The organism is Vicinamibacterales bacterium, from assembly GCA_036504215.1.
Lineage (GTDB): Bacteria > Acidobacteriota > Vicinamibacteria > Vicinamibacterales > Fen-181 > FEN-299.
This window is the reverse complement of the sequence record DASXVO010000037.1, coordinates 1-16782: the sequence shown is the minus strand read 5'-3', so window position 1 is coordinate 16782 and position 16782 is coordinate 1. Positions and strand designations below refer to the sequence as shown.

The following is a 16782-nucleotide window of genomic DNA, read 5'->3' as shown; positions in this document are numbered from 1 at the left end:
GGCTCCATGTTCGATCGACTCCGCGCTGACTTCGCCCACTACTGCGTGATCGACGCCGGCGATCCGTTGCCAGGGTTCCTCAAGCGACTGCGGGTCGTGGCCGACGCTCCGTCCCTCCAGGCCATCGCGGTCTTCCGCTTCGGCTCCTATCTCCACGAGCGCCGTCTGAGCCTGCCAAGGATTGTCAGCAAGCCGCTCGGCCTGCTCCATTTCGTCCTCGACAAGATCACCGTGATTATGTGGGGAATCACGATAGACGCCCGCGCGGAGATCGCCGGCGGCCTGTACCTCGGCCATCAGGGAGGGATCGTCATCGGACCGATCGTCATGGGCCGAGACTGCTGCGTGGCTCACAACGTGACGATTGGGGTTCGAACAGATGGCGTCGGCTCCGGAAGGCCGAAGATCGGCGACCGCGTCTGGATCGGCACCGGAGCGGTGGTATTTGGCGGCATCAGGATCGGTGAGGGAGTGACAATCGGCCCTCTCACCCTCGTAGGCCGCAACCTGCCCTCGCGGACGCTGGCCATCGGAAACCCCGTGCAGATCCTGTCGCGAGGCTACGACAATAGCGCGCAGATCTTCGGGAAGTCCCGTCAGGCGGTGGAGAACCAGAAATGACCTCCGTTGTCGTGACCCAGAACCCCTGGCGGCCTTTGCCCCTGCGCGTCGCGGCGGGCCTCCTCGCGACAGCCGTCGCGTTCTCTGCAGCCTATGGTGGCGCGATTCGGATTCTCGTGAGTAGATGGTACACGGACGACTTCTATTCGTACGGGTTCCTGATTCCGTTCATCTCCGTGTATATCGTCTGGATGGAGCGAAAACGCGTCGTGGCGTCCGTGGGTGCGCCGGATTACCTGCTCGGCCTGCCGATGCTGGCCCTGAGCCTCTCAGCTCTGCTCGTCGGCCAGGCTGGCAGCTTCGCCGTCCTGCAGCCGCTGTCGATCGTCCCTGCGCTCGGCGGCCTCATCGCGCTCTCTGCCGGGCGAAGGGCGCTTCGGACGGTTCTGCTCCCGCTGCTCTACCTGACGCTCGCGGTGCCAGTGTGGGACATCTTCACAGACCGTCTCCACGAGCCCTTCCAGCAAATCTCGGCGCGAATCGGCCTGGCGTTGATGGGCGCGATGGGCGTCCCCGCCTACCTCAACGATAAGGTACTGCAATTGCCGAACATCACCCTCGAGGTAGCCAGAGCCTGCAGCGGCGTCAACTATCTCATATCCGTTGTGGCAATCGCGATTCCTTACTCGTACCTCTCGCTGTCTCGCATGACCCGCCGTGTCGCCGTCATCTCCTTCGCTGTCGTCGTGGCGATCCTGAGCAACGGCGCGCGCGTCGCGTTCATCGGCGCACTCCAGTACTACCAGCTCTCCGGCCCGGAGGACCTGCATGGCCCCTATCACACCCTACAGGGCATGTTCGTGGCCGTGGCCGGGTACGTCGCTCTCTTCGTGGGTGCCAGACTCATGCGTGAGCCGGATGCTCCCGCACCGGATGTAGGGGTGACGAGGTTGCCCGCCGTGGCCGCGGCAGCACCTCGCTGGACACCCGTTGTCCTCGGCATCGGCCTGCTCTCAGTTGCCGCGATCCTCGTGCCCTACGCCGATCCCCGGCCCGTGGCGCTGGCTGACGCCCGTTGGTGGCCGGAGGCGATCGGCGAGTGGCGGTTGGGCGAGGCAGATCTGAACGCCGCTCCGATTCGCGCGGCCAGGCCCGACGTCGAGTTTTGCCGAGAGTACCGCGCGCCCGGGCGGCGTATCCTGGTGTACATTGCGTACTTCGCCGTCCAGCAGGAGCGTCGCAAGATCATGGGATTCGGTGGGATCGCGCTGCCGGATTCTGCCCGCCGGGTCGTGCTGCAGACCGCCGATGGTGGCGGCGTGCACGCCAGCGGCTATGAAGAGACCTCCCCAACGGGCGGCCAACGGTACGTTATCGGGTGGTACGACCTGGGCGGAACCGTCGTGGGGGACGTGTACCGAGCGAAGCTCGTCACGCTGTGGAACTCGGTGTTCCATCGCCGCTCGAACGGCGCGGTCGTCGCCCTGACGCTCGACGGCCCGCTGGTTCCTCCCCCCGACAAGGCCCGCGCGCTCCTGCAATCGTTCGCGTCGCAGTTGCTGCCTGCGGCGCGCGACTTCGTTGGAGCCGGAGCCAGACCGCGATGATCCGCGAATGGAGAGCCGGCGACGAAGCGGCTTGGGACGACTTCGTCGCCAGGCAGGCCGGGGCGCGATCGTGCCACCTTCTAGCCTGGAAACGCGTGGTTGAACACGCGTTTGGCCGAGAGGCCTGCTACCTCTTGTCCGAAGACGCCGGTGGGCAGATCGATGGTGTCTTACCGGTCGTTCGCCTTCGGAGCTGGCTGTTCGGAGACTACCTTGTCTCGGTACCGTACCTGAATTACGGTGGGCCGTGCAGTGGCAACTCAGGTGTCGCACGTCAGCTGATCGACGCGGCTGCCCGGACGGCAGCCCGGCTGGGAGTCCAACACCTCGAGGTGCGGACCGAAACGCCCACCGACCTGGGACTCAAGGTGCGGAGCACCAAGGTATCGATGCGGTTGCCGCTGCCGGAGTCGGCCGATGCGCTGTCGAAGCGGTTCCCGGCCAAGTTGCGCAGCCAGATCAGGCGGTCGGAGCTGGAATTGCCCATTGTCACGATTGGACGCGATGCGGCGCACGTGTCGGCCTTCTACGAGGTGTTCGCCGAGAACATGCGCGACCTCGGCACGCCGGTGTACGCGAAGCGGTTCTTCGAGACGATCCTCCGCGAGTTGCCCGGCTCCTCTTGGATCTGCAGCGTCCATCTCGGCCGGCAACCGGTGGCCGCCGGGTTCCTGGTGGGCTTTCAGGACATGCTCGAGATTCCCTGGGCGTCGTCGCTTCGACGGTTCAACCGATTCAGCCCGAACATGCTCCTCTACTGGAACGTCCTGAAGTTCGCGTGCGAGCGCGGCTACAAGGTCTTCGACTTCGGACGGTCGAGCCCTGACAGCGGCACCTTCAGGTTCAAGGCGCAGTGGGGGGCCGAGCCGGTGCCGCTCTATTGGCACTACTGGACTCCGGAGGGGCGTCCACTGCCAGACCTCTCGCCGAAAAACCCAAGGATGCGGCTGGCGATCCGGGCCTGGCAGCATCTCCCGGTGGCCGTGACGAAGATCATCGGTCCGCCCATCGTGAAGGGTCTGCCGTGACACTCCGCTGGCTTCCCCCGGTCGCGGCGCCCGTCACCCTCACGGACATCGGCCGTGGAATTGCAGGACTGGTCCGGCCGCAGCGGGCACTGGCGGCGACGGTCGCTGAGCTGCGCGCCACCCTGGGCGTCGAGCACGCCTGGCTCGTCTCGAGCGGCCGCGCCGCGTTGACGCTCATCCTCCAAGCGCTGGCCTCCAGGTCCGACCGCACCCGTGTGGTCATTCCGGCGTACACGTGCTACTCGGTGCCCGCGGCCATCGTCAGGGCCGGCCTGGACGTGGTCCCGTGCGACATCGACGCCACCACGTTGGACTTCGCGTTTCAGGATCTGGAGGCGAGACTGAAGGAGGGGCCGGTCCTGTGCGTCGTGGCCACGCACCTCTTCGGAGTGCCCGCCGATGTGGAGCGAACCCGGCGACTCTGCGAAAGCCACTGCGTCGTCGTCGTCGAAGACGCGGCGCAGGCCTTTGGCTTCAAGTGCAGCGAACGTTGGTTCGGCACGCTCGGCGACGTCAGCTTCTTCAGCTTCGGACGCGGCAAGACGCTGAGCACGGGTGGAGGCGGCGCGATCGTCTGCGATCGGCCAGACATCGCCGATGCCATCGAGAGGAAGTACTCCCAGTTACGCCCGCAGTCTGCGCTGAAGGGGCTCCGGCTATTGGCCGAAGTCGCGGTGACCTCACTGCTGCTACACCCGTCCGTGTACGGTCTCCCCGCCCGCCTGCCGTGTCTCGGCCTCGGTGAAACCACGTATTCGACGGCCTTTCCAATTGGCCGTCTGGGAGGCGGCCAGGCGGGCCTTCTCCGGCGGTGGCCGGATCGCATCGCCAGGATGAACAAAGCGCGTGCGCGGGCGGTGTCGGCGCTGGTGCCCCTGGTCTCCTGCCCGCGCGTGGCGGTTCAGGTGTGCCTGCGGCTTCCGGTCGTGTGCAGATCACGGGAGGAGCGGGACGGGTTGTGCCGAAAAGGAGTAGGGGCGGAACTCGGGATCAGCCCGATGTACCCGGGCGCCGTCAGCCAGATCCCCGAACTGAGGGACTCTCTGGGGCGAACGCGCTATCCGGTCGCCGAGTCCGTCGCAGAGCGGCTGCTCACGCTGCCCGTGCATCCACTCGTTTCTGATGCGGATCTGCAATCGATGGCGCGCCTTCTGTCGAGGCCAGACGTGTTGAGATACTGATGACATTCCTGTTTTGGTCCAGCGTGGGCTTCGTGTTCTACGCGTACTTTGGATACCCAGCACTGCTCTTCGTGCTGGCCCGCTCGCTCGGGCGCCCTGTCCGGCGGGCACCGATGACGCCGTCGGTTTCGTTCATCGTCGCCGCCCGCAACGAGGTATCGCGCATCCGCGCGAAGATCGAGAACACGCTGGGTCTCGACTATCCGACCGAACTCCTCGAGATCATCATTGCCTCCGACGCCTCCGACGATGGCACGAACGAGATCGTGCGGGAGTACGAGCCGCGCGGCGTGAGGACGGTCGTGTCACTCGAACGCAAGGGGAAGGAATTCGCACAGTTCCAGGCAATACGTTCAGCGAGAGGCGAGATCCTCGTGTTCTCCGATGCGGCCACGCAGTTGGAACCGGAGGGCGTCCGACGGATCGTCCAGAACTTCGCCGATCCTGGCGTCGGCTGCGCGAGCAGCGTGGATCGTGTGATCGACGCTGATGGGCTCCCGTCCGGTGAGGGTGCGTATGTGCGCTACGAGATGTTCCTGCGAAGCCTCGAATCGCGAATCGGGTCGGTTGTAGGCTTGAGCGGCTCCTTCTTCGCCGCCCGGCGGGAGGTGTGTGACCCCTGGCCGGTCGACCTGCCCAGCGACTTCAACACGCTGCTCAACACGATTAAGCGGGGCCTGCGGGGCGTGTCGGACGCCACGGCCGTGGGGATCTATCGCGACCTCTCGAGCCCGGCCGCTGAGTACCAGCGCAAAGTGCGGACGGTGACGCGGGGCCTGAGGAGTCTCCAGCGTAATCTGCAACTGCTGAACCCCCTACACCACGGCCTCGCGGCGTGGCAGGTTTTGAGCCACAAGTTGTGTAGGTGGCTGGTGCCGTTCGCGCTCATCGGCGCACTGGTGAGCAGTGTCATTCTCGCGCCGGGCTCGAGTCTCTTCGCGGCGTTCGCGGCGGCACAGATCTTCTGCTACGCCGCATCCGCATACGTGATCTCGACGAGCGCACGGGTGACCGGGCTCTGGAAGGTGCTTCCGTTTTTCGTCCTGGTGAACCTGTCGATCCTTGGTGCCTGGATCGACTTGTTGCGGGGCAGGCGAGCGGTAACATGGCAACCCTCGCGAAGGAACTAGGCCACGGCAGAGCGCCCACGGTAGCCTTGAGGCACCGAGATCGCGGAACGAGGTGGCACTGGGAGGGATAGGCGATGCGATACGCACTGAAGTGGATGGCCAGCACGCTTCCGCTCCGCTGGCAGCTCTCAGATGACTCTACGTAAGGCGAGAGATTGGTCGGGGAGCGTTGGCCTCCGAAGAACCCGAGCACTTCCACTTCGCGGACTGGGTCAAGCCCGGAGACTGGGAACTGAACATCGGCGTCAACGTCTGCCACCCCACGTTCGGACTCTCCGAGGTCATCGGCCCGAGAGGCAGGGTGATCGCGCTCGAACCGGTGCCTGATACATTCGGACTGCTCACCGCGAACACAGCTAGATTCCGGTACAAGAACGTCACGCTCGTGAATGTAGCCGCCTCGGATGCGACAAGAATCGTCAGGATGACTCTGCCCAAACCCAGGTCAGGACTCAACAACAACTGCGCCGGGAGTATATCGTCAGACGCAGACGGCGAAATCTCCGCCCTGTCGATTCCCGTAAACTCGCTCGACCAGCCACGCACCATAGCGCTGGTCGAGCTGGACGTTGGCATGAACTGTCTGCGCTCAAGGGCCTGCGACATCTCCTCGCGAAGGACGAACCGACGCTGATCACCGAACGAGATGCCTCCAACGTCGAACGCGAGTTGCGCTGCTTGGGCTATCGCTTCGTGCAGGCACAAGGCTCCCCCAACAGGGTCTTCCATGTGCTGCGACCGGAATTGGAACCTGTCCCGTGAGCGGGGGACTCGTCTCCCACTCCGGTCGGTCGGTCGGTCGGTTCGATAGGGTCTAATTCAGTGCTCGAGCGCCTGCTGAAGATGCCGGAGCGAGGCTGAAGAGAGGCTCAAGCTGGCCTCGAGCAAGCGGCCCGCCCGGACACGCTCATGCGGGCTTGTCGGAGAAACCCCGCGGGCCTGGCAATTCGTTCGTCTCCGACACGAAATACCTGAGCTTTCCAGAAGCCTCCCGCTCGATCCTATCGACGTAGTCGAACTTGATATCGACCGCCTGACCGAGGGCGGAACGAACGTTTCGCTCCACACGCGCTTCCGTTCCCTCCGAGAACGAGGGGGAACGGACGATCTGGATCACGAAGGAGTTAAGCGCCTTCTGGCGCATCTTGAACTCCCGGATCGCGTCATCCTTCAGGGTGTAGCAGAGGTACGCGGCGTGAATCAACGTCCCCGATTCCGTGCGAATGAAGTCCTCGACGCGGCCTTCGACGATCTCCATGATGGGTAGGCTCACCCCGCATCCGCAGGACTCGTCCGAGTACCGCCCCATATCACCGATCTCGTATCTGATGAGTGGCATTGCATAACCCGAGAGGTCGGTGATCACAATCGTCCCCAATTCTCCCGGCCCGACCGGCTTTCCGTCTCGCCCCAGGAACTCGATCACCAGGTGGTCGCTCATCATGTGCATTCTTCCACGGGCACACTGGAAAGCGATGACCCCGTTCTCGCTCGACCCGTATTCATCCACGACCGGGCATGAGAACGAATCCTCCAGCAGAGTGCGGTGGTGCGGGTACATCTTCTCGGCCGTGCAGATGACTGCCTTGAGCGGAAGCGCGGCGAGATTGAATCCCAGCCTCTTTGCCGTCAGGGAGAACCCGTAGATCGCCGTCGTGTAGCCGTAGATGTAGTCCGGTGCGAACCGCAGCATCCGCCGGTAGGTCGTTCGGCAGCTTGAATCCGAGATGTCGAACGCGGAGATTCGGATTCGATTCCCGATGGCATCCTTCACTTTCTCTCGCCACCGCGGTGCCGCGGTGACCGGTACGCCCCAGAACCTCGCTTGGCGGTCTCCGATCCCAATCCCGTACCAGGCGTAGCAGCGGTACATCACGGCGTCGTTGGCAGCGAGGGCGCTCCCGTCCTTCGTAAAATGCAGTGTCATCCCCGTGGACCCGCCCGTTTTCCTCGGGAACACGCGGCTACGAAACGGTGCCGCCAGGAGTCTCCCTTCATTCTCAAGGATGACGCTCTTCGTCAGGACCGGGACGCCAGTCAGGGCTCGGCAGTCTCGAATGCGGTCCGCGCGAATACCGCAGCGACCGAACAGCTCGCGATAGTAGGGAACAGCCTCGGAAGCGTACGCCACGAGCCGGCGTACCTTCTCGTCTCGAAGAGCCGCGAGTTCGTCAGGGCACAGGTACTGCGCGCGGATCGCCTCCCGCAGGTGGGGTCGTGGATCCTGTCCCCTCACACGCTGCACCGGAAAGTACACCAGGTTGCGGGCAATCCAAGTGTTCATGTCTTCTGACTCCGTGTCCGACGCCTTTCTATACCAAGCCGCAGCGGCGACGCAAGTCAGCGCCACCGAAGTGTCATCTTCTGGTGCAGGGGTTGCGCGGCCTCGGCGTGGGGGGCATGCGACGAGGCCGAGATTCTTATGCCGCTCGAAGGAAGGAAAGACGCGGCCAACACCCCGGGTATCGACCGCATCGTCTTTCAGTGGTGAGAGGTCTCGACAACGCGGCGCTGCCTACTTGATCCGCACTCCTGTGGGCGCAGCTGGGGCCGGTATACTCCTCCCCATCGTGGGCAGCGACGTGGGCAAGGACACCACAGTGTCCAGCCACGCGCTGTCCGACGGGTCGGTTGCGCCAACGTAGGACGGGATGGTCACGCCCGGCAGGTAGGGGTGCGGACCACCGATGCCGCCGTTCGCAATCGTGGTGCTACCGCTCAGGACATGTCCTCCGCGCGCCTTGTACTGGTCGGTCCCGCTCGTTCCAGCGTAGAGCAGATCCCGGGCATCGTAGGCGTTGCTGAAATCTCTCCCGCCCCACGCGGCAGCATTGATCTGAGCCAACGTGTAGTCCGTCAAGCGAATGCGACTCAGGCTGGCATTGGCGGGGCGATAGAAGTAGTTCCCATGTACCCGGAGCAGCGTATTGATGTCCCAGGTCGCCCCGAGGACCGAGTAATCGCGGTTGAATGAGAGATCCTGGCGGCCATCGCTGTCGGTCGGCGCATCGAGAATGTTGTTGTACGCCCACCACTGCGCATGACAGACCGTATCTTGGTTCGACTTGTCCTCAAAGTAGATGCCAGGGCCACCACCGATGACCGTATTGTTGTAGACGACCGCGCGCCACGGGCCGCGAAGCCCGCTCGCCCCCACGAATGGTTCGCCAATTTCGATCCCCGCCTCAGTCACGCCGGATGGCATCACGATGACGTTGTGATGGACCTGGCCGAAGTCGGTGCTCATCTGCCCGACGCCGGAACGCGAGTGATTGATGATGATGTTGTGGTGGACATCGTCTCCTTGATCTGACCAACCACTCGTGTCCACAGGCTGGCCACTCTTCGTATTGGACGCCAAGTACTGCACCGCCTTGAAGTGAATCGCACTTGGCGTCTTCAAGGCACCATCTCCACCATCAAAGAAATTGTAGCGGATCTGGTTATTGTGGCGGGATGTTGAGAACCCCGTTGTCGCGCTATGCAAGGTAGTGGGCGGCGCAGTCTGCTTGTAGTCCGACATGATCACGATCTGCGCGGAGTTCGCCGTCCCGCCCAGATGGGCGTTCGACTTGAAATGGCAGTACTCAATGGTCGTGTCGCCGGTCCCGTTCTCCAGCAGCAACCCTCCGGGATTGTTACTACTCGTCAACGTGTTGCAGTCGTGGATGTTCAGATGGTGGAACTTGTACGGCCCTCCACGAGTACAAATCCCCGCACCGTACACTGTGGCCGAGACGTTACGAATTTCAAGATAGGAGATCTCAACATACCCGACGGCGCCATTCGCGGACCCGCCGTAGAGCGGGAACACCACCTGTTCGCCGGCATAGGCCGCTGCGTCGATGACCGCCCACTCGCCCGGATAGGAACGTATCGTGTAGGCCTTGTCCCATGAGCTGGCGTTGTTCAGCGTCCAGAACGGGACGCCGCGGCCTTGGTAGCTACCATCGCGCATAAACGCGCCGAGCGGCAGCGTGCGGTAGACGCCGCCGCGCAGGTACAGCGTATTTCCGGGTCCCTGGGACTTAAGGGCGGCGATGCCCTTCTGTAGTGTGGCATAGGGCTGTGCCAGCGTCCCGTTGCCGCTCGTGTCGTCGCCGTCGGTCGCAATGAAGACGTCGGCTGAAGCCGCAGCCGAGAGCGAAAGGAATGCGATCGCATACACCAGATACTTTGCTCTTGCTCTCATGTCCGCTCCCTACCGCTGCCAGAGGTCGCTGTCGCGCCGGCCAGTTCCTGACCCTGACACCCGGCGAACGGTGCACGGGGTCCTGGTCAGACTGAAGAAGGGGCTGCAAGTCGAATGCCGCCAGGGTTTGGCCTGTAGAAACGCCCGTCGCTTGGAATCGCCAGCGGTCAGTTACACTTTTCGATCGCCAATGACAAGAACGGAGCCGGCGCCTGATGCGGTCCGGCGACTAACTGCGTCGCAATCCCGACACCGCGCACTCGAGGTGGGAATACTGCCCGCTCCACTCCCGCGTCAAGCGGTCCCTGAGGAGCCCTATCCGCTCCCGGTAGTGCGAGCCGTTCGCCAGGGCTTCGCCTATACCGGCGGCGATTCCCTCCGGAGTATTGTCCACGAAGATGGCCTCAGTGAAATAGTCGCGGAGAGCCTTCTTGTTGGACGTTACCAGTGGCGCTCCGGCCGCGACCGCCTCGTAGCAACCGCACAACATGCACGCCTCGGCGGTCGTCAACACCACGACCGCGTCGACCGAGTGGAGCATCCCGATGAAATCTTCCTCGCTGAGAAACCCGGTGAAAACGACGTTCGGAGGTGCCGTGCGTCTCAGCGCGGCACGCACGGAGGAGGACTTCCCGGTGATGTACAGGCGTACCCCTGCTTGGGTGAGACTCCTCATCGCATTGACCGCCTCCTCGATGGGCTCGTCGATGCCATGCGAAGCGATCAGAAGGACGTTTCGAGTCCCATCCAGCGTCATTGACCCCGGATGTTGGAATTCCGGCAGCCTGTCGGGCAATACGACAGGCCGCCCGCCCGCGTCGCGTACCAGACCCGCCAGGAATTCGTTCGTGACTATCGTGATGTCCGCAAGCCGAATCGTGAACTTGTGAAGCAACCGAAAGACCAGCATGGCCGGTGTGTTCGGGTATCTTCGATCCAGAAGAAACGTTGTGTGGCGATCAACGACGACAGGAAGCCCCGTGAGCACCTTGACGACACAAGCGACGGCCGCCAGCACCATGGACGGATTCTGGACGATCAGGACGTCCGGGTTGCTCTGTCTCAGGAGGTTGAGCGTCGCCCAGATGGATCTGGGGTATCTCTGCCACGCTCGCTCGTCCAGGACATGGAACTCGCAGCGGAGCTGCCGCGCCAACTCGCCAGAGCGTCGCTGTGTCTCCCAGGCGATGAACAACCGCTTCTGCACGCCTTACTCCCTCCCACCCGCCATCGGCTTCAGGTCCGAGTAGAGCGCTATCAGTTCCCGAGTGCGCGCCTCGACCGAGAACCCGCTCGAGATGCTGGCCCGTGCGCGGGTCCCTAGCCGTCGTGCCATCTCCTGATTGGCCATCAGCTCCATCAAGGCTTGAGCAAGGGCTCGATCGTCATCAGAAGGCACGAGCAGACCATTCTCGCCGCCCGTCACGACCTCGGGGATGCCTCCCACGGCCGTGCACACTACGGGCACGGATGCGCTCATCGCTTCGAGCAACGCCATCGGCATTCCCTCATGAAAGGACGAGAGGACAAACGCGTCGAGTGAACGGAGGATCGACCCGATGTCGGGCTCGAACCCTTCCAATCGGACGACATCTGCGACGTCGCATGCCCCGATCAGCTCGACCAGACGCTGCCTGAGCGGCCCCTCGCCGAATACCGAAATCACGAACGGTGCACGGGAGGCCTTGAGACGAGCCGCTGCCCTGATTAGCATCGGCAGGTTCTTCGGCTCAGCCAATCTGGCCGCCGTACCAATCCAGAACTTCCCTTCGGCGCCGGACCTTCGGCGTCGCCCGGCGTCTCGAGGCGAAGTACTCGTCCCATCGACGTCCACCCCATTGTGAATCTGCCGAACCACACCCCTGGGGTTCATTCGCGCCAGTTGGCTCGCCAAGTCCGCGGACACAGCCACCAGACCGTCGCTGAGGTGGCGAATGGAGAAATTGTCGATCTGTACGACTATGGATGATCGCAGCCGCTTCCCGAACCCAAGCCCCATCGGCACGGAGCGGGACCCGTGCACCGTCCGGACGATCGCGGGGGCGCCCCTTCCGTGTCTACACGCCAGCACGCTCGTCACGTGCTCCTTCACGGCATGGACATGGACGATGTTCGGCTGGCACCGCGCAACGACCTTCCGGAGTCCGGCAATCAGTTCGACCGCTCCTACCTGTTGCTCGTCGAGCAGTACGGGCGGGATACCTACCGCGAGCAGGTTTTCGGCAAGCAATCCATCGTTGAAGAGCACACATGAGAGTTGAACGGTCTCCAGGGCTGTCAGGGCGCGGAGGGTCTGGTAGACCTGCGCCTCGGCGCCAGCCCAGATGTCTCCGGAGATCACGTGGAGTACTCTGATTGCACCGGCGCGAGAAAGAGCCGCCGCTGAGCGCGTTCTACTGGCCGGAGACATAGAAAATGGCATCCAACAGGAGGTCCATCGTGTGAAGCGAGGTACCTTCCGCGATAACGTAGTCGTTACCGTACTCTATCTTCCCCCCCTCCGGATGGCTGCTGAATAGAACTACTTTGCCTTTCCCAAACTCGCGCGCACCAGCGAGCACCTCGTCTCCGAGCATCACCAGTGGTTTCAATGCGATGGCACCCGTAAGCAGACGCCCGTTCATGTGGAGGAAAGTGACATCCGTCGAGACCGGCGCGTGCTTGAATACGGTGTGGTCGACGATTCTGCCGGAGATAAGGCCCGTCACGGGCCACTCCACCAACTCGCCCTCCACAAGTCCAATCTCTTTGGCCGCGACCAAACCGAGGCAGATGCCGATAAACCCTCCGCCACCCTCGACAAACCGTCCAAGGGTTCGTCGCGTCTCCTGCGGGATGTTGCCGACGTCGTAGTGACCGCCCGGAAAGATGATGAGGCGGCATTCACGAATTGCGCCGGTATCGTCGTCGCCAAAGCGCACAACGCGGAAGCCGAGGCTCTCGAGTTGATTGGGAAAGAACGGCGTTGCGTTGATCCCGTTGCCAACGTAGACGCCTATCGTGTTGTGTCTGGTCCACTCTCTGATCATCGGGAGCCAGAGCCGGCCAAAGTCCTCAGGCAGGCTGTCGATGCTCTCACGACGATCCAGGTAGTAGCTACCCTTCACGACGTACTTCTGATAGGCGGTCTGCTGGTACGCAGGAATCAACGAGATGCGGAACCCCTGGATCATCCCGACCGCCACGCTGGCCAGCGAAAGCAACGCAAGCCCGAAACCCCACAGCGCGACCCGGGCCGCCCGCCGTCTTCCCTGCAAGTCATGAGCACTCGTCATACTGGGTCCCCGACGGAGTCCATCCGGCCGTAGCCGTTTGTCACGGCGAGCGGCGCTGTCTTCTTCACCACCGCACCCGGCGGCCTCGCAAGCGGTTCACCAAGACGCCCGCCGCTGCCCACAGCTTTCTCAGTATCGTCAGGACCACGGCTGGTCTTCTCGCGGCGCCCGCCAGGTGATCGAGAATTGCCAGAGCCTTCCCACGGTTGTATCGGTCTTCGTGGAGCCGGTACAGAACGTCGTCGCAAAGGACTTGCTCTTTGACTGGCGACGCGAGCCTCAACTCCGAGTTGGCGATAATCGCCCGGACCTTCGCGGCGTCTTTCTCCGACGCGGGTGAGGGCTGGAACGACCGATTGATGAAGAACGGGGTGAACTTCACGTCCGTCTTCTTGGCCTCGTCTACGTGGATCTCAGCGATCATCGAGTAGCGAGTCAATCGCCGCCGCATGTCGAAGACGAAGTTGCCCAAGCTGTACAGGATCAGACCATTCTTGTACGACTCGGCACCCTGGATGACATGTGGGTGGATCCCGATGATCAAATCCGCTCCGGCATCCACGAAGGTCCGTGCCTCACGGGTGACCCCGTACGGCGGAACCGTCACGAACTCGTAGCCCCAATGGGCGACGAGGGCCACGACGTCCGCCTCCTTCTTCAGCGTCCGAAGGTCCCGTATGACGTTGGCGTTCGCTCGCTCGATCGCTGTTACCGGGTGCTCGCGGTGCCAGGAGTAGTTGACGGCGGAATCGAGCGACTGCGCAATGTGCTCGTCCGCGTTCCCCAGTCTGTCAACGCTGATCCAGTTGTAGCCCACCAGAGCGGTCCGAATCCCTTGGGCGTCGAAGAATACGGGCTCCGAGTAGTACTTGTCGAGCCTGCTCCTCAGTCCGCACACCCTGAGGCCGGCCCTCTTGAGGATCCGGACCGACTCGACAAACGCCGCTTCTCCATGCTCGAGGACGTGATTGTTGGCCACCGATACGACGTTGAATCCCGCCCGCACCATCGCTTCCGCAAAATCCTCACGACCGCAGAAGGTCCGCGCCCTCTGGCCGCCCGACGACGCTTCGGACGATAAGTACCCCTCCAGGTTCGCGAGCACGATATCCCCGTGCGCGAGATGCGACTTGACGTGCTCGAATGGGAAATCCGAGCCGTGCCTCTGGGTCTTCGACCGGACACCCAATCCCATGACCGCCTTGTCGCCCGGACAAATGTCTCCGGCGGCCAGTATGGTCAGGGGCTTGTGTTTCCCAGGGCCGCTTAGAATATCGCCTTCGTGCATCATACCCATCGGCTGTTCTCACACCCGTTCTGCCTTGACGCCAGATCCCAATCGAGCGGGAATGTCCCGCACGTACCCAGGAATCAGGGGGAGCCACATGGACTCAGAAGAAGGGTACCGTCCGAGTGATGACACACGCGAACATTGGGACTGTGCTCGTCATGTCGTCGTGGATCATCAGTCTGTTGACGGCCATCGGGCTTCCGGCCAAGTCGACGCGTCCGCGCTCTGTTGTCACCGCGATCTGGAAGCCTGAGTCGGCGACCAAGTGCATCAGTTCCGAATTGTAATTGCCATTCGGATAGCAGAAGGTCGTGACGCGCTTGCCGATCTTCGCGGCCAGCATGTCCCTCGAATCCTCAATCTCGCGGCGCGCTTCGCCGACGGGCGCCTGAGTGAGAATCCGGTGGTTGTGGGTATGTGACCCGAACGCGATCCCCGCCTGGGACATCTCGGACACCTCGTCCCACGTCAACCACGGCCGTTGCCCGCGCAGGCCAGCGTCGGCCCCCGTCGACATGCCAGTCAGCTTTGCCAGGACGGCGTCTACGAGTGGAGGTGGCAGAGGTTTTAGAGCGGCTACCATGGCGTCCGCGGCGGCGTACCTGTCAGTTGACACGGCGCCCAGCCGCATTGGGGGTCTCCCGATCTTCCGGAAGGCCTCGTTGACTACGCTCAAGACGTCGCTGACGGGCAGAGTGTGCACGTGGAGGCAGAGGCGATCCGGCCATGGCCATTGCGTGGTGCCAATCAGGTTCGTGGCCAGGAAGATCGTCGCCGGAATCCCGTACGTCGCCAGCACAGGAAACGCCCAGGCGTAGTTGTCCGCCCACCCGTCATCGAACGTCACGGCGCACGTGCGAGCCGGCGTTCGCTGCGTGAAGATCTCGTCGAGCGGGACCACGTTGTACCACTCGCGGAGGTAACCCATGTGGCGCTCGAGCGTGGCGCTCGTCACGTACATGCCGGGTTGAATGAACGCGGCCTGTTCGTGTCCCTCTGGCAACACGCGATGGTACGCCAGGACAATGGGACCTTGCGGCCGCACGGCGTCGGCCAGGCGTAGCGCGCGGGTGTGGTAGAGACCAGCGGCGAAGGCACTCTTCGCTTGGATCCCCCAGTTCCAAGGCATGGCAGTTCGGCCGAGCTTTCTAGCTTTCGCCAGGCGTGAGCAGGGCTCTCTGATACCGGTTCGTGAGAAGCCCGTAGCGATCGAACTCCTCGAGCACCCGACGGTTGCGCAGCAGCGGGCCCGCCGTCTGTTCTTGAAACACGAGGTCGGGGTTTCCGTTGACCTCGATCACCTTCGGACCTGCCGGAGTGATCGCGACATCCAACCCCACCAATCGGTAATCCGGCAGTGTCACCTGCACCCGTTCGGAAAGGTCGATCACCTCGCCCCAGAACGGCACGCGGGTGCCTTCGAACGTCACGCCCGTTGTGGGATGAGCGGCGAACCGGCGGCCGTGCTTGTCGTACGCCCATCGCATCAGCGTGCCCTCCGAAGGGTCGACTCCGACGGCCACGCCACCGGCGCTCCAGTTGTCAACGAACGCGCCACCGACGCCGAAACGCATCACCGCGCTTATGATCATCGGTTCACCGGATCGGGTCAGCAGAGTGAGCGTCCGGACCGTGTTGATCGAGTGGGGATACAGACGGGCAATGCTCTCATGCTGAGTGAGCACTTCCTGCAAGAGGTACCTCTCACCCAAGGAATACGCCGGCAGCGGCATCGTCGCCGACCGCGACTGAACCTGGGGCTCTTCGGGGTGGGCGATCAGCAGACAGATCCCACGTCCCGCGGCGCCAGAGACCGGTTTCATGATAAGGCGGTCGGCGCCGCTCTCCGCCAGCGCAGTTCGTGCGAGTTGGCGATAGTCTCCCGTCGGGTCGAGCACGGCGTAGGTCCGAGGCATCGGGATCGCGTGCTGCCTGAAGTGGGCATCCAGTGTGGCTTTGTCCGCAAAGAACTCGAGCCAGTCGAACGGCTGCACCACCCTGCGCAGTTGATGGCGCGCCCACGGGTGGTAGCTCGAGCCGTAGTAGTAGACCCAGTCCGCCCTCGGCTTCTCGAACAGTCGACATGGGCAGTAGTTGTCGGGATAGTAGCGAAGGCGGAAGAAGATGTGGAGGAGGTCGAGAGCAACCTCGAATCGGCTCTTCCGACACTCCCGCCAGTCAATCTGGCCAAAGTAGCAGTAGGGCAGGGCGCAGAACCTCAAGAACTGACGAACCGCGGGATGTGCTTCAGCCAGCATCGAGATCCGATCGTCGAGAACTGCATGTCATCGCTGTGAACGCGCCAAGGGAACCCTCACGGCGCGGCATCCGTTCGCGTGCGCCGAGGCCATGGCACTCACTGCGAGTGGAACGTGTGCTGCCAACATCAGTGGCGCTGCAAGTGCGCCCGTGCCAGCGATTATCGCAGCCCTCCTCGATCTGTCAAGCCTGCACGCTGAGCGGTACCGGGATCTGAACCGTGTATGGTATCGTGTCGTCGCTGCGGCTCGGCCCGTG

14 protein-coding genes are annotated in these 16782 nt (G+C 63.1%); 6 read left to right on the top strand and 8 right to left on the bottom strand.

Annotation, left to right across the window (positions count from 1 at the left end; genetic code table 11):
- Positions 1-6: 6 nt before the first annotated feature.
- From VGK32_10400 to VGK32_10375, 6 genes are all read left to right on the top strand, one after another.
- Complete coding sequence (locus VGK32_10400) at positions 7-621, top strand: serine acetyltransferase (GenBank protein HEY3382168.1); 615 nt, start codon at positions 7-9, stop codon at positions 619-621.
- A complete protein-coding gene (gene xrtW / locus VGK32_10395) occupies positions 618-2168 on the top strand; it encodes an exosortase W (protein HEY3382167.1) in 1551 nt (516 codons plus the stop codon). Before VGK32_10400 ends, xrtW begins: the two co-directional genes overlap by 4 nt.
- The gene (locus VGK32_10390) at positions 2165-3196 is read left to right on the top strand and encodes a FemAB family XrtA/PEP-CTERM system-associated protein (protein ID HEY3382166.1); all 1032 of its coding nucleotides are present in this window, start codon (positions 2165-2167) and stop codon (positions 3194-3196) included. Before xrtW ends, VGK32_10390 begins: the two co-directional genes overlap by 4 nt.
- On the top strand, positions 3193-4377 hold the full coding sequence (locus VGK32_10385; protein HEY3382165.1) for a DegT/DnrJ/EryC1/StrS family aminotransferase: 1185 nt from the start codon (positions 3193-3195) through the stop codon (positions 4375-4377). Before VGK32_10390 ends, VGK32_10385 begins: the two co-directional genes overlap by 4 nt.
- Positions 4377-5507, top strand: a complete 1131-nt coding sequence (locus VGK32_10380; GenBank protein ID HEY3382164.1) for a glycosyltransferase family 2 protein — start codon at positions 4377-4379, stop codon at positions 5505-5507. Before VGK32_10385 ends, VGK32_10380 begins: the two co-directional genes overlap by 1 nt.
- Positions 5508-5676: 169 nt before the next feature.
- Positions 5677-6141: a hypothetical protein gene (locus VGK32_10375; protein HEY3382163.1), complete on the top strand. Its 465-nt coding sequence runs from the start codon at positions 5677-5679 to the stop codon at positions 6139-6141.
- Positions 6142-6414: 273 nt separating this feature from the next.
- Here the strand turns inward: VGK32_10375 and VGK32_10370 are convergent, their stop codons facing one another.
- From VGK32_10370 to VGK32_10335, 8 genes are all read right to left on the bottom strand, one after another.
- Positions 6415-7791 (bottom strand): hypothetical protein, encoded by a 1377-nt coding sequence (locus VGK32_10370; protein ID HEY3382162.1) that lies wholly within the window; start codon positions 7789-7791, stop codon positions 6415-6417.
- Positions 7792-8022: 231 nt separating this feature from the next.
- Entirely contained in the window at positions 8023-9699 is a 1677-nt protein-coding gene (locus VGK32_10365; protein HEY3382161.1) for a hypothetical protein, read from the bottom strand.
- A 229-nt stretch (positions 9700-9928) separates the two neighbouring features.
- Entirely contained in the window at positions 9929-10906 is a 978-nt protein-coding gene (locus VGK32_10360) for a glycosyltransferase (protein HEY3382160.1), read from the bottom strand.
- 3 nt (positions 10907-10909) lie between these two features.
- On the bottom strand, positions 10910-12040 hold the full coding sequence (locus tag VGK32_10355) for a glycosyltransferase family 4 protein (GenBank protein HEY3382159.1): 1131 nt from the start codon (positions 12038-12040) through the stop codon (positions 10910-10912).
- A gap of 52 nt (positions 12041-12092) precedes the next feature.
- Entirely contained in the window at positions 12093-12974 is an 882-nt protein-coding gene (locus tag VGK32_10350) for a hypothetical protein (GenBank protein HEY3382158.1), read from the bottom strand.
- Between the two features lie 64 nt (positions 12975-13038).
- Entirely contained in the window at positions 13039-14262 is a 1224-nt protein-coding gene (locus tag VGK32_10345; protein ID HEY3382157.1) for a CapA family protein, read from the bottom strand.
- 103 nt (positions 14263-14365) lie between these two features.
- On the bottom strand, positions 14366-15394 hold the full coding sequence (locus tag VGK32_10340) for a polysaccharide deacetylase family protein (GenBank protein HEY3382156.1): 1029 nt from the start codon (positions 15392-15394) through the stop codon (positions 14366-14368).
- A 19-nt stretch (positions 15395-15413) separates the two neighbouring features.
- Entirely contained in the window at positions 15414-16523 is a 1110-nt protein-coding gene (locus VGK32_10335) for a sugar-transfer associated ATP-grasp domain-containing protein (GenBank protein ID HEY3382155.1), read from the bottom strand.
- Between the last annotated feature and the right edge of the window lie 259 nt (positions 16524-16782).